This window comes from Dactylosporangium roseum (genome assembly GCF_025264685.1).
Lineage (GTDB): Bacteria > Actinomycetota > Actinomycetes > Mycobacteriales > Micromonosporaceae > Dactylosporangium > Dactylosporangium roseum.
The window spans coordinates 3257434-3271449 of the sequence record NZ_CP073721.1; the positions used below are offsets into that span (position 1 = coordinate 3257434).

The 14016-nt window shown below is 70.2% G+C and carries 10 protein-coding genes and 1 CRISPR repeat array; of the genes, 4 read left to right on the top strand and 6 right to left on the bottom strand.

Annotated features, from left to right (window positions below; genetic code table 11):
* The first annotated feature begins 1 nt into the window (after position 1).
* From Drose_RS15140 to Drose_RS15150, 3 genes are all read left to right on the top strand, one after another.
* The gene (locus Drose_RS15140) at positions 2–916 is read left to right on the top strand and encodes a thiopeptide-type bacteriocin biosynthesis protein (RefSeq protein WP_260728839.1); all 915 of its coding nucleotides are present in this window, start codon (positions 2–4) and stop codon (positions 914–916) included.
* Positions 913–3222, top strand: a complete 2310-nt coding sequence (locus Drose_RS15145; protein WP_260728840.1) for a lantibiotic dehydratase family protein — start codon at positions 913–915, stop codon at positions 3220–3222. The genes Drose_RS15140 and Drose_RS15145 overlap by 4 nt, the downstream gene beginning before the upstream one ends.
* A 272-nt stretch (positions 3223–3494) precedes the next feature.
* A complete protein-coding gene (locus Drose_RS15150; protein WP_260728841.1) occupies positions 3495–3623 on the top strand; it encodes a hypothetical protein in 129 nt (42 codons plus the stop codon).
* Between the two features lie 18 nt (positions 3624–3641).
* Here the strand turns inward: Drose_RS15150 and Drose_RS15155 are convergent, their stop codons facing one another.
* The gene (locus Drose_RS15155) at positions 3642–4766 is read right to left on the bottom strand and encodes an FAD-dependent oxidoreductase (protein WP_260728842.1); all 1125 of its coding nucleotides are present in this window, start codon (positions 4764–4766) and stop codon (positions 3642–3644) included.
* A 176-nt stretch (positions 4767–4942) separates the two neighbouring features.
* Here Drose_RS15155 and Drose_RS15160 point away from each other — a divergent pair, with 176 nt between their 5' ends.
* Positions 4943–5521, top strand: coding sequence for a TetR/AcrR family transcriptional regulator C-terminal domain-containing protein (locus Drose_RS15160; RefSeq protein ID WP_260728843.1), 579 nt, complete (start codon positions 4943–4945; stop codon positions 5519–5521).
* Positions 5522–5965: 444 nt separating this feature from the next.
* A CRISPR array of direct repeats spans positions 5966–9060; the repeat unit is 30 nt; unit sequence GTTGCGATCCCCGCTGGGGGCGATGACGAC.
* Between the two features lie 137 nt (positions 9061–9197).
* Here the strand turns inward: Drose_RS15160 and cas2 are convergent.
* Genes cas2 through cas5 form a run of 5 tightly spaced genes read right to left on the bottom strand, consistent with a single transcriptional unit; the run spans position 9198 to position 14012 of the window.
* Positions 9198–9461 (bottom strand): CRISPR-associated endonuclease Cas2, encoded by a 264-nt coding sequence (gene cas2 / locus Drose_RS15165; RefSeq protein ID WP_260728844.1) that lies wholly within the window; start codon positions 9459–9461, stop codon positions 9198–9200.
* A gap of 6 nt (positions 9462–9467) precedes the next feature.
* On the bottom strand, positions 9468–10448 hold the full coding sequence (gene cas1, locus Drose_RS15170; protein ID WP_260728845.1) for a CRISPR-associated endonuclease Cas1: 981 nt from the start codon (positions 10446–10448) through the stop codon (positions 9468–9470).
* Positions 10448–10945 (bottom strand): CRISPR-associated protein Cas4, encoded by a 498-nt coding sequence (locus Drose_RS15175; protein ID WP_260728846.1) that lies wholly within the window; start codon positions 10943–10945, stop codon positions 10448–10450. The genes cas1 and Drose_RS15175 overlap by 1 nt, the downstream gene beginning before the upstream one ends.
* Positions 10942–13326 (bottom strand): CRISPR-associated helicase Cas3', encoded by a 2385-nt coding sequence (gene cas3, locus Drose_RS15180; RefSeq protein ID WP_260728847.1) that lies wholly within the window; start codon positions 13324–13326, stop codon positions 10942–10944. Before cas3 ends, Drose_RS15175 begins: the two co-directional genes overlap by 4 nt.
* Positions 13326–14012, bottom strand: coding sequence for a CRISPR-associated protein Cas5 (gene cas5, locus Drose_RS15185; RefSeq protein ID WP_260728848.1), 687 nt, complete (start codon positions 14010–14012; stop codon positions 13326–13328). Before cas5 ends, cas3 begins: the two co-directional genes overlap by 1 nt.
* Positions 14013–14016: the final 4 nt, after the last annotated feature.

Consider the following 14016-nt stretch of genomic DNA (forward strand, 5'->3'; position numbering starts at 1 on the left):
GGTGACGAGCTGGTATGCCATTCATGTATATGACTATGCATCGCGGGACGAGCTGGTTCTGCATGTCGTCGTACCGGTGGCCGAGCTGTTGCGACAGCGGGACGCGCGATGCTTCATCGTCCGGTACTGGAGTGGTGGGCCCCATGTGCGGCTGCGGGTGGACCTCCAGGACGACGCGGCGTTCGCGGAGGTGTTCGAGGTGGTACGCCGCCATGCGGCGGCCTACTTCGACTGGCAGCGCAAGCCGCGCGGGTTCGACGACAAGGCGTATCTCGCGGCGCAGGCCGTGTACGCGGGCCGGGAGGGTGGCGCTCCGCCGGATCTCCGGCTCGTTCCGCACGCGACGGTGTGTCCCGCGGCCTACCATCCCGAGTACGGCAAGTACGGCGGACCGGTCGGCGTCAGTGTCGCCGAAACGCTGTTCTGCCGAAGTACCGCCGTCGTGCTGGACCTCCTGCCGGCGGTCGTGCGGGATCCGGTCGGGCGGCGCGCCGCCGCCCTGGCCATGATGCTCAGGGCGCTCCGCTCGGCCGGGCTGAGCCTGGCCGACGCGCGGCGCTTCCTCGATCAGCACCACCGGTACTGGTCCGGCTACGTCCCGCCCGAGCGGCGGAAGTTCTGGCACGACTCCGTCCGGGACGATCGGTTCGGCATCGGCGCGGCGGCGCGGCGCCTGCTGGACCCGGAGAACACCGAGACGCACGTCTCCGTCTGGGAGGACGCGGTCCGCGCGGCAACGGCGGTGCGGCAAGCGGGGCCTGCGCCGGTCGACGTGTTGCATCACTTCCTGCACACGCACAACAACCGGCTGGGCATCGAACCGGTCGACGAGGCGCACCTGGCCGACCTCGGCCGCGCCGTGCTCGATCGAGTCGATGAACGGCTGTGGTACGCCGATTTCGAGGAGCTGAGGTGAACGACGCGGTCACCGGTCCGTCGCCGGCCCCTTCGGTGGGGCTGCCCGAGCACCTGGTCCCGTTCGGCTCCACGGGCTGGAGCGTGTGGCGGTCCTTCTGCGCGCGCCGGGCCGGCATGCCCTACGCATGGCTGAGCACCGACGCCGGGGCCGGATTCGCCGCCGCACATGCCGCGGCGCTGAGCTCGCTGCGGCGCGCCTGCGGGCGCGAAGCGTTCCTGGAGGCGCTCGCCTGGCAGAATCCGCCGGTGGCGGCCGCGGCGCGCGCGGGTGTCCTGACGCGAGGCAAGCGCCAGCGGTACGCCTCCCGTACGCTCGCGGCCTACCTGGCCCGGTACGCCGCGAAGAACGACACCGTCGGCTTCTACGGCCCGTGCGGCTGGGGGGCGTGGAACGCTGCGGGCACCGAGGTGGGCTTCGTCACCGCACCGGACCCGGGGGCGAGCGCGTTTCTCGAGCTGTGGGCGGTACGCGCGGTGGCGGAGATGTTGATCCAGCGGCACCGGTTGTGGCCATGGGTGCCGCCGCGGGTCGCACCGTCCGCGGCGCTGGACGACGGCGGCGCGTACGTGTTCGACGGTTCGCGGATCCGGCTGGACGCCTTGCCCGCAGCGGTGCTGGCTGCCTGCGACGGCGTCCGCGACGTGGACGGCGTCGCCGCGCGGTGCACCGAGCACGCGCCCGCGGCCGTGCGCCGCGAGATCCGGCGGATGCAGGCGCTCGGCCTGCTCACCCGCGGATTCCGGCTCAGCCAGACCCGGCACCCGGAACGCCAGCTCCGCGGGCAGTTGGAGAGGATCGCCGATCCGCCGGCCCGGGCGGCGGCGCTTGCCGACCTCGACCGGCTCATCGCCGCCGTCCAGGGCGTGTCCGCCGCGTGCGGCAACGCCGGCCTCGTCCTGGAGTCCCTCGACCGGCTGGACGCGGTGTTCCAGGAACTGACCGGCGCACCAGCGCAACGAGCCGCCGGCAGCTACTATGCCGGCCGCCGGGTCGCCTACCAGGACTGCGTGGACCCGCACCGCCTCCGCCTGAGCGACACCCTGCTCGACCGCGTCGCGCCCGCTCTGGAGTTGCTGTTGACCAGTGCCCGGTGGTTTTCGGTGAGGGTGGCCGCGCGGTACCTCGACCATGCCCGCGAGGTCATGTCGGCCGACGGTCCGGACCGCGCTGGAGGCTACCCGCTCGCGCGCCTGCTCGACCGCATGGCAGACAGCTTCTGGGGCGGACAACCGAGCCTCTGGGGCGGCCACGCCCGTCCCGTGGACTCGGCCGTGGCGGAGCTGCGGAGCCGGTGGACGGCCATCCTTCGGCCCGCGCCGGGCGCCAACCGACTGGAGGTGACCGCCGGCGAGATCCGGTCGCGCGTCCTGCGCGAGTTCGCCGCCGCCGCCCCGGGATGGCCGAGCGCGCGCTGGCACAGTCCCGACCTGATGATCGCGGCCAGCAGCGCCCGGGACCTATCGGCCGGGCGGTTCCTCGCGATCTTCGGCGAACTCCATCCCACCACCAACTCCACGGACCAGTTGTTGTTCGCCGCGGCGCACGAACGGCCGGCCGATCTTCGGGCGGGTATCGACGCGGACGTGCCGGATCGCGTGGTACCGCTGTACCCGTTCGCCAGCGGTCGCGTGAACTCGCGGACGGCCCCGCCGCCGGCCTATCGTTCGCCGCGGCACACCTACCTGGGGATCGGCGCGGAACCGCCGTACAGCCCGAGTCAGGCCCGGGTCGTGCCGATCGGCGCGCTGCGGGTCCACTGCGCCTCCGGTCAGTTGACGGTCAGGTCACTTGTCGACGACTTCGAAGCCGACCTCGTCGAGGTACTGGACGACTACTTGTCGACCGCGGCGTGCGGGCGCTTCGAGTTGCTCGAACCGGCCCCGCACCAGCCGCGGGTGGTCATCGACGGCGTGGTGGTGAACCGGGAGAGCTGGCGCGTACCCTCCGGTGAGATACGTCCCGCAGGAGACCGTCTGGTGCAGGTGTACGACGCCGTCCAGGCACTGCGGGAGCGGCATGAGCTGCCCCGGCTGACCTACTGCCGGATACCGGGTGAGGTGAAGCCGCTCCACGTCGACCTCGACAACCCGATCCTGGTCGACGTGCTGTGGGCAAAGCTGCGGCGCGGTCGCGCACGCGTGTCCGACGGCGAGTTGGTCTTCACCGAGATGCTGCCCGGACCGGACCAGTTGTGGCTGCGCGACGGCCAGTCCCGCGGATACACCAGCGAGGTCCGGTTGGTTTGCGTCGACGGCCAGCGGTACCGCTCATCCCGGCGATCACCCGTCACCGGCGACCGCTGAGCCCGGCCGATCGTCGCGCACGGAGTGTCCGGCGAGCGGGCCGGACCCGATGGCGTGGCGTGGTGCTACGCCGCGGCCGGCTGACCGGCGAGGAGGGTGCTGATCCGGCGCCGCCACCACGTACCAGTGGCTGTGCGCGGCGAACGGGGTGAGCTGCGCGGTGTACACGCTGATCATCGCCGTCCGCGTGCCGCTGCCGCGAGCCGAAGGTGACTCGGCGCAGCACCGGGCGCGGCTCGTCCGGTTCCGGCCGGGGCTCAACTACGCGCTGGGTGGAGCGGGGTGCACAGGACGCGGGCCCTGATCACCATGCGGACGACGTCCTGCACGACGCGGGCTTCACCGAGGCCGGCACGCTCTGGCGCGGCGGGCCGGACGCGGCGGCCGTCGCGGTCAGGTAGGCGCCGCGCCGCGCGTTCTCAATCCGCGGGTGCCGGCTCGGTGGGCCGCGGCGTGAAGAAGCGGATGATGTCGTCGGCTGCGGTGGGGGACAGCATCATCGCCTGGACCCGTGCGGACATTTCGGCGATCGGCTGGGTTCTGGCGAACATCGCCTCTTCGTACGTCCGGATCGCCGAGTCCGGGTCGGCGGGGTTGGCGGCGAGTTCGCCGGCGAGTTCGGCGGCGTCGAGCATGGCCTGATTGGCACCCTCGCCGACCGGCGGCATGAGGTGCGCGGCGTCACCGATGAGGGTGATTCCCGGCTGGTTGGCCCAGCGCGTACCGATGGGCATCGCTTCGATCCGGCGAGGCGCCGGCGCGCTGTCGCCGGCTTCGATGAGTGCGGTGAGGCTTGAGTCCCAGCCTTCGAACATGTCCAGCAGAGCACGCTTACTGCGATATGTGTCGATGTCGCGATCTTCTTCGCGCAATGAGATCCCGACTCGTATGCTGCCATCGCCGAGGCGTTGCGCTGCAAGGATCTGGTTCACGCCGACGCACCACAGGTTCCCGGGGCCGACCAGCTCGGCGAGATCCGGGTGGCGCCGGTCGGCGTCGCTGATGTTCAGCTCTACCAAGGTGGCCACGTAGGACAGGCTCGCGTCGGTCAGCAGCGACCGGACGACCGAGCGCGCGCCGTCCGCGCCGATGAGGACGTCGCAGTCGGTTTTGTGGCCGCCATCGAACGTCAGCCCGAAGCCCCCGCCGGGGCTGGGCGTCGCCGCGACGAGCCGGTGCTGCCAGGCCACCGCGTCGCCGGGGAGCGCATCGAGCAGAAGACCACGCAGTACGCTCCGGTCGATCTCGGGACGCCCGGAGAATGAGCCGGGTTGCGGCTTGTGGTGCAAGAGGGTGCGTCCGGCCGGGTCGAGGATGCGATGCTCTTCGCCCTCGGGCCGCGCCGCGGACCGGAACCGGTCGGTGAGACCCGCCTCGGCCAGGGCCTGTTGCCCGGATTCGGGGTGCAGGTCGAGCATTCCGCCCTGCGATCGCGCGGATCGGCTTGCCTCGCGTTCGTACACCACAGCGTCGATGCCGTGCCGGTGCAGGACTCGGGCCAGCGTCAGGCCGCCAAGGCCGCCACCGGCGATCGCGATTCGCATCTCATCCCCGTTACCGTACGCTGTATTACATGGATACATCGTACGGTAGCAGTGCCTTGCCCGTTTGGGAACGGCCCGAGCCTCAGCCACGGGCGGCGCCGGTGCCGCTGAGCCGCGCGAAGATCGCCGCTACGGCGATCCGCCTCGCCGACGAGCACGGCCTCGACGGACTGTCGGTGCGCAAGATCGCCAAAGAGCTCGGCGTCGGTCCGATGCGGCTCTACGACTACGTGATCAACAGGTCCGAACTGCTCGATCTGATGGTCGACGCCGTCTATGCCCAGATCGCCGAGGCCGGCCAGCACTCCGAGTGGCGCGCCACGGTACTGGCCCTCGTTCACCGGACCCGTGACGCCGCCCTTGCGCATGAGTGGTTCTCCGACCTGCTCGGCGGAAGGCCACATTTGGGACCTCACGCGCTCGCCGTGGGCGAATCCACCGCGGCGGCGCTCAGCCAGGCCCCTGGCGTACGCAACCTCGACGACCTCCAGCGGGCCTTGGGCGCCCTCAACGCCTTCATCGTCGGAGCGCTCCGCAGGGAGGTCACCGAGCGACGCACCGCCCGTTCCACCGGCACCGACGTGACCGCCTGGCAGGCCAGCCTCGGACCCTACCTGACACGCATGCTCAAAACGGGCCGCTATCCCACCGTCGCCCGGCTCGTCCTCGACGGCGTCCACCTCAACGCCGAGGAAACCTTCAACGACAACCTGACCACCATCTTGGACGGCATCACCGGCCATCCCCACACGTGACCTATGCTCGCAGGCCGGTGGCCGACCGAACACCGCCGGCTCCGCGACGTCGTCAATGGCGAGCCACGGCGCTACGGCCACGGCTGTGGGCGTAAGCCCGGAGCAAGATGCGCCGACGAGTGCTCCCAGCCCACGGCCTGCGACCTGGCAGAACCAACCCGGGTGACCCGGGTGGGCTTCGCGCTCGGCATGAATGACGACGACACCGGGTCCCAGGGGGACTGCTTCCGCGTCGTCGTGTTGCGATCCCCGCTGGGGGCGATGACGACCCGTCGCACGCGATCGCCCGGTACGTCACGCCGCCGGTGAAGTTGCGATCCCCGCGGGGGCGATGACGACTCGTCGTCGCAGCATCCAAACGCGCATGGGTCTCGTCATGTTGCGATCCCCGCAGGGAGGGGATGACGACACCACCCGGGCGAGCTCGTGGCGGATGCTCGGCAAGTTGCGATCCCCGCTGGGGGCGATGACGACAAGGCGTCGTGCAGGGCTTTGGCGGGGGTGCCGTCCTGTTGCGATCCCCGCTGGGGGCGATGACGACGGTGATCGTCTGCTCGTCGAGCTGCGGGCTGACCAGGTTGCGATCCCCGCTGGGGGCGATGACGACCCCTCACCCGCGGCACCCTCGACGCCGTCGTCGCCGGGTTGCGATCCCCGCTGGGGGCGATGACGACGCGGACGCCGTACGTGCGTTCGGGTGTGGTGAGCAGGTGTTGCGATCCCCGCTGGGGGCGATGACGACTCAGATCGCCGGGTGGCGTCATATTCATCGCTACCAAGTTGCGATCCCCGCTGGGGGCGATGACGACGATGACGACACGCCGCGCAGGAGCGCGTCTATACGGCCTGGTACGACGTTGCGATCCCCGCTGGGGGCGATGACGACCCGGGCGTCTAGGTGCGCCGCCGGCCAGGGCCGAGTTGCGATCCCCGCTGGGGGCGATGACGACTCGACGCGTCGCGATTGGGCGCACCGTTGGACATGTTGCGATCCCCGCTGGGGGCGATGACGACGTCTGGCAGGAGTGGTTCACGTGACCGACGTGCGGATGTTGCGATCCCCGCTGGGGGCGATGACGACGGGCGTCCAACCCGGCAGCACGCGCTCACCGTCACGTTGCGATCCCCGCTGGGGGCGATGACGACACGACCGATCGACCCATCCCTGTCCGCCACTGGGTTGTGCGGTTGCGATCCCCGCTGGGGGCGATGACGACCCGATCACTGTTGAGGCTGCCCTCGGCGCGAACCGTTGCGATCCCCGCTGGGGGCGATGACGACCCGGATCAGGGTGGCGGCGGCGTCCGTCTCGGCCGGTTGCGATCCCCGCTGGGGGCGATGACGACTTGGCCGCATCGTTGGCCTGCTGCTTCCATCCGTGTTGCGATCCCCGCTGGGGGCGATGACGACTCACGATACGCGCCTATCTCGATACCTGGGGTTCATGTTGCGATCCCCGCTGGGGGCGATGACGACATGACGACCTGGTGGCGACGGTGCTGCTGTGGTGGGCCGACGGTTGCGATCCCCGCTGGGGGCGATGACGACCGGTAGCGGCCCGCTGCGGCCACAAGGCGACGCTGCGGGTGTTGCGATCCCCGCTGGGGGCGATGACGACTCGAACGGGCGGGTGGTGATGGACCCGAACGACCCGAGTTGCGATCCCCGCTGGGGGCGATGACGACGCCGACCAACACCGTGGCGGGCAGCAAATTCACGTTGCGATCCCCGCTGGGGGCGATGACGACGCGAGGTCCACGATCTCGGCGAGTTCCTTGGCGATCTGGTGTTGCGATCCCCGCTGGGGGCGATGACGACCGCGGCGTCTGATTTTGCCGGCGAGGTTATCTGGCGGTTGCGATCCCCGCTGGGGGCGATGACGACCTGTTCGAGCACCACGGCGACGATGGCGCCGGCGAGAAGTTGCGATCCCCGCTGGGGGCGATGACGACAGGCCGTGTTCAAGGGTGCGAAGGGCCGCATCGCCCTGTTGCGATCCCCGCTGGGGGCGATGACGACTGGGCGGAAATCCTGACCCACTGGACGCTCATGTTGCGATCCCCGCTGGGGGCGATGACGACCTGATGCCGATCTCGGCGGCGATGTCGGCGACGGGCCAGCGTTGCGATCCCCGCTGGGGGCGATGACGACCTCGGCGCCCACACCAGCACGGCGTTCAAACTGCGTTGCGATCCCCGCTGGGGGCGATGACGACCTCGGGGGCGCACTCGCTACGTCCATCCTGTGGCAGGGTTGCGATCCCCGCTGGGGGCGATGACGACCACCGTGACGGTCCCGCCGGCCCGGTTCACAGGGTTTATGTTGCGATCCCCGCTGGGGGCGATGACGACTCGGGGCAGGCGTGGAGCAACCCGGATCCGGTGTTCAGTGGTTGCGATCCCCGCTGGGGGCGATGACGACCGGTCCCGTCCAGCGACTCCGGGTACTCCGCCAGGTCAGGTTGCGATCCCCGCTGGGGGCGATGACGACGGCTCGTGCGCCGCCCGACGCGGGACCAGCCCTACGCGTTGCGATCCCCGCTGGGGGCGATGACGACCCGTCCGGTCTGCCGTGGGATGACGGTCCTCCGGTAGTTGCGATCCCCGCTGGGGGCGATGACGACCTGATCGGTGGTGAGCCGCCTCGAGTGCTGCGCGGTTGCGATCCCCGCTGGGGGCGATGACGACTTGCGCAGATCGGGCCGTAATCGACGGGGTCTGCGAGTTGCGATCCCCGCTGGGGGCGATGACGACTGCGGTCGATCCGCCCGCACCTCGACGCGATCTACGCGTTGCGATCCCCGCTGGGGGCGATGACGACCAGAGATCATGACAACAGCAACGCACGTCAAGCCCGAGTTGCGATCCCCGCTGGGGGCGATGACGACTGGAACGGGCCCGACGCGTGGGACGAGGACACCATGTTGCGATCCCCGCTGGGGGCGATGACGACTCTTCGTGCCCGGCTTCGGGCCAGGCTTCCGGCGCACGTTGCGATCCCCGCTGGGGGCGATGACGACTGGCGCCCTTGAGCAGGCCGCGCCCGGAACTAGAGTTGCGATCCCCGCTGGGGGCGATGACGACCTCGCCAGGCTGAGCCGGGCGGCGTCGCTGTACAGGTTGCGATCCCCGCTGGGGGCGATGACGACGTGGTGTGGGCGTTCGAGATCGCGGGCCTACAGATGTTGCGATCCCCGCTGGTGGCGATGACGACCCGACCAGTGGCGTGACGCCGTGGTCGAGGCCGTCGAGTTGCGATCCCCGCTGGGGGCGATGACGACCGGCGGCGCGCGCCTGGTTTGTTGAGATCGAGCCGATGTTGCGATCCCCGCTGGGGGCGATGACGACCGGTCGCCCTCGCCAAGCGGTACGCCCGGCTGATGTTGCGATCCCCGCTGGGGGCGATGACGACCTGCACACCCTTACGCTCGCCATCCGCGGCGAGCTGTTGCGATCCCCGCTGGGGGCGATGACGACTTCCCGGTCGACACGTACCGCACCGTCGGCGGGGTTGCGATCCCCGCTGGGGGCGATGACGACCCCAGCCTTAAGTTGCTGGTCAGGGTCTGTGCGTGTGGCTGTCGCGGCCTTCGTTTTGCAGTGAACCGCCGGTTGTGTTGCTCGACGGCGCGGTTCGCTGAAATCTGATCGCTTGATCTTGGTGTTGGGTCGGTGGGCTACAGGATGGTGTCGGGTGCGTTCTGGGGAACGCCCCAGTCCTGCCGGACCGCGGTTGTGCCGGGCGGGAAGGTGTACACCAGCACGCTGTCGTAGCTGCGGTCGATGCCGGCTTCGACCGCTGCCCGGAACCGTTTGAGCTGGGCCGGGCTGAGCTCGCCTTCGAAGACGCTGCGCTGCACATGATGTAGGTATTGTCGGCAGGTCCGCAGGATGGCGGGGTTGCGTTCGGCGGCGGTGTCGTAGACGACGATGGTGTACAACGGTGTCTACCACCAGATCCGGAACGGTTTGTAGCTGGAGTTTTCAAGGCACCGGCGCACTAGGCGCAAAGCTTCCAGATAGAGCAGTTCATCGTAGCTGACCGCCCGACCTAAGCTGCGGTGCTGCACTGTGGTTGCAAGCTCGTCGCGGACAGTCTGGACAACGATCTTCCGGCCGGCCTCGGACAGCATGGCCTGATTGGTGTCGGTGTCGAAGTGGTGGGGTTTGAGCTGGTCACGTCCGGCGAGCCGGAGCAGGAGCCGCTCGGCGAACAGCGGTTTGAAGACCTCGGCCAGGTCGAGCACGAGGGAATGCCGCTGCCGTTCCATGGTGGAGTGCAGGAATGCGATGCCGGTGTGGAGCGGGGTGAGCCGTAGGGCGGTCAGCACACGGGCGTAGGTGATGCCGTTGGTATAGCTGATGAATGCGTTCCCGGCGTTTCTCGGCGGTCGGCGGCTGCGGCCGCCGAGCTGGAGCCATTCGGGCAGGCGGGTGTCTATCACGGCCCAGGCGGCTCGGCGAAATGTTCCCTCGGCGCCCATCAGCGCTTCGGTACCGGCTGCTGCGGCGACCTGTCTGCGGAGGCTGTCATAGGGGTAGGTGAGCAGGGTGCGGTCAATGACGCGACGGACGTTGAACGCGGTGGCCAGGACCAGGTCGGTAGCGATCTGGTGGCTGGCGTCCGGGTCGTTGGCGAGCTGGGCTTGGGCGAGTACGGTCTGTCCGGAGGTGCTGGTGCCGCTGGTCAGCAGGGAGCCGGCGTAGTCGCCGTAGTGGCTGAGCAGATGGACGTCAATGCGGTGGCTGTTGAGCAGTGAGACGACAGCGGTGTTGATGTCGACGGCGGCACAGGCGACGATGTCGCGGACGTCGGTGACTGGGATGTGGACTCGGTCGCCGGATTCTCGTTCGATGAGCAGGGTCTGGTCCTTGCGGCGGATCCGGCAGGGTGTGGTCAGCCAGTAGGTGCGGGAGGCTGCGGGCATCAGTCGCTCCAGCAGTAGTCGAGGAAGCTGCAGCCGCGGCAGGCGGTGCGGGTGAGCCGGGGTGGGGAGTCTGGTGCGGCGACGACGGCGAGGGTGGCGCCGATGTCGGCTACTGCCTGGGTTGCGGCCTGCTCGTCGTACCGGATCCTGGTGGTACGCCGGGTCTTGGGGTAGTGCAGGATTCCGCCTTCGGCGGGGATGCCGATGTCGTGTAGCCGGTAGCAGTAGTGGATGACCTGGGCGCGGTCGGCGTCGGAGGTTCTGGTGGAGGATTTGACCTCGTGTACCCAGTGTCGGCCGTCGATGTGGTCGAGGCGGGCGGCGCCAAGGTCGACCGGGCTGGTCCTGGTGTACGAGGTGTCGTGGACGGCCTCGCCGAGTTGGACGGCGGCGTTGAGGTGTTCGGGCCGGATGCCGCGGGCGTAGAGCCAGAGCTGTCGATGGCAGTGGTACAGGTATTTAATGTGGACTCCGCCGACGTCCTCGGCTTGGATCACAGCACCTCCCCGGGTGTGTACACGGCGGTGCCGGCGACGGGCCGGACGGCGAGTAGCCCGCGTTCGTCGTCGTAGTCGCCGTCGATGACGCGCACCCGCAGGTGCTTGTCGTAGGTGGCGATGCCGTTGGCCCAGTCCGGCAGGGGGATCAGGTACTGCTCGCCGAGCAGTCGCCCGGCGCGGTCGGGGTGTTCGGTGAGCAGGTCGGCGTAGCTGTCGCGGTGACGGGCGAGGATGGCGTCGGTCCCGTTGAACAGCGCGTCGAACCGGTCTTCGAGGTGTTCACGGCCGGCGAAGGGCATGTCGAAGGTCAGGAAGTCTGTGGTGAATCTGTGCCTGGCGCGCTCCACCTCGGTGTGCCAGGTACGGCCCCAGCCGGAGGTGTAGATCTCGTCGAGCCAGCCGGTCGCGGCGGTCTCGTCAACCGGCTGTCCGTCGTGGCGGGTGAGGATCTGCCAGCCCAGCCGGACCGGTTCGGCCTCGTACACGCCGTCGGCGTACTCGCGTCCGGACCGGTCGCCGCGTCGTGACCCGTACCCGGGCGGGCAGATGACCACGTCGGCCGGCGGCCGTTTGCCGCGGCGGTTGACCCGGCCGAAGCGTTGCAGCAGCGCCTCCAGTGGTGCAGCGGCGGTGTAGAGGGCGTCCAGGTCGATGTCGAGGCTGACCTCGACGACCTGGGTCGCCACGACGAGCCCGGGTGGACGCGGCAGTCGAGTGGCGCGGTACCGGTCGGTCAGAGCCTGTTCGATGCGGTTGCGGTCGCCTCGGGTGAACCGTGAGTGCAACAGGACTGCGGCCGGCTCGCCGTGTCGGGCCCGCACCGGCGGGGCGAGGACGTCGTACAGGGCCTGGGCGTGTGCGACGTTGTTGGCCACGACCAGGACGGACTCGTCGGCGGCGAGCCGGGCACCGATTTCGGCGACGGTGACCGGGTGGGTCAGCGGGTGCTCGTGCAGCCGGATGCGGTGCCGGGGCGGGCCGGCCGGGCCGATGACGGCGGTGACGGGCGTGTGCAGGGTGGCGCCGACCAGGTCGGCGAGGGCGGTGGGTAGGGTTGCCGAGAGGACTGCGATACGGCAGCCGAGCCGATCCCAAAGGGCGGCGCTGGCCAGGATGTACCCCAGGCGGGTGGTGTCGTAGGCGTGCAGTTCATCGAGGATGATGACCGAGTTCGTCAGGTCGAGGAGTGTGCCTGCGTGCGCGGGACCGGCGAGCGCGGCCCGCAGTAGCTGGTACGGGGTGGCCACGCGCACGGTTTCGCGGAACAGGCTGGTGGCCGCGGCCCGGGACACGGCTTTGCGGGCGGCCGCGTGGGATGCCGGCCCGTCATCGGTGTCGGAGGCAACGGCCAGGTGGTAGGACGCGGCCCGGGAATGCGCCACGCCGATCAATTCCGGGTCGCCGACCAGCTCGCCGAGCCTGGTGGCCATGGCGTTGATCGAGGCCAGGTATGGCAGGGTGAACACGACGCGGGGGACAGCGCCGGTGCCCTCGGCCAGGGCGTGGACCTGCCGGACGGCCCAGAGCAGGCCCGCCTCGGTCTTGCCGGAGCCGGTGGGAGAGCGCAGCAGCAGGTGCCCGTCGACCTCGCCGCAGTCTCGCTGGTGGGGGCGGAGCCAGTCCGTGGTCCCGAAGTGCCGGGTGAGCCGGTCGGTCAGGCCGGTGCCGATGGGTTGGTGCTGGTGCAGGGCGGCGTGGGCCGAGGACAGGTGGTCGGCCAGTGTCAGCGCACCCTGGAGCAGGACCGCGGCCAGGCCGGTGCCGGGATCGACCGGGTGCCGCCACTGCTGGCGGAGCCGGCTCAGCTCGGCGTGGGCCGCCGCGACCAGAGCAGCAGCGGACGGGGCCGGTGTCCCGCCGATGCCGGATGGGGTGGCGAGCATCCCGGACAGCCAGGCGTGCATCGCGCCGACCGCGGCGTCGTCGATGTCCCCGAGATCCTCGCGCAGGTCGTCCACGGTCATGCCGGTGTACATGGCGGTGATCGACGAGCCGGGTCCGGACAGGGCTGGCTCGGTCAGCGACCGGTGGTGGGTAATCACTGCGGAGGCGACCCACAGCCGCTGATCGGCATTGGACAGTAGCTCGGGCAGGAACCCCAAAGACAGCAGTTCGTGGCGGTGCCCCCAGGAACGGGTCCGGCCGGTCAGCATGTCCTGAAACCCGCGGGCGACCTTACCCAGGTCGTGCGCCAGCGCGGCGATCTCGGCGACCGGCCACAACCCGGTCGGTACTACGGCTGCGGCGGCCACGGCGCCCGTCCTTCGGCGGAGCTCCCGGACCGCGTCCCGGGTGGCCAGCAGATGGTCGGTCAGCAGTTCGGGCGCCCGCCCGTGCTGGGCGCTCTTGGCGAACACCGCCGGGGCGGTCCCACGCATCACGGCTCGGCCCGGCTCGGGTGGACCGGCGGCAGCAGGACCACCGCCCGCCCTTGCGGGTCACACCAGCCTTCGCCGACGCTGTCGGCGGCGCGGGCGAGCGGATCGAACCGGTAGTCGTCCCAGCGGGTACGGGCCCGGTCGGTCGACACCGCGGTCGGCAGCCGCAGCCGCACACCTTGGCCACCGGCGGTGGCCGGCAGGATCGCGGCACCCTGCCGGCCGGGCCCCCCGACCAGATCCACTGCGCGGATACTGATCCCGACCAGGTCCTGGCTCCGGCCGAGCCGTAGCGGCCATACCGGCCGGCGCAGCCGCGCCGCCCAGCCGTCGACGCCGTCCAGGAGCCAGATCGTCAACGTCACATCGGCGAGGAACGCCCGGTCACGCGGGGTTGGGTCGGTGCGTTTGCCGCTGGCCTCCAGCGGGTGGTACGTCTCCAGGTCCGTTCCCTGGCCGCGAGCGTGGAAAGCCATCGCGAACCGCAGCCCGGGATCCACCTGCGCCCAGCCACCCGCAGCCGCTGCCAGCATCCCTCCGACGGTGGCCGGTGGCGGGCACGGCAGGCAGACCTGCACGCTGGCGTACAGCGGGTTACGGAACGACACCACCGGCGCGGTCACGGTCACCTCCAGCGCCATCCGCCCGTCGGCTGTGCCGGCACCGTGCGTGGCCGATGGGTGCACCGTG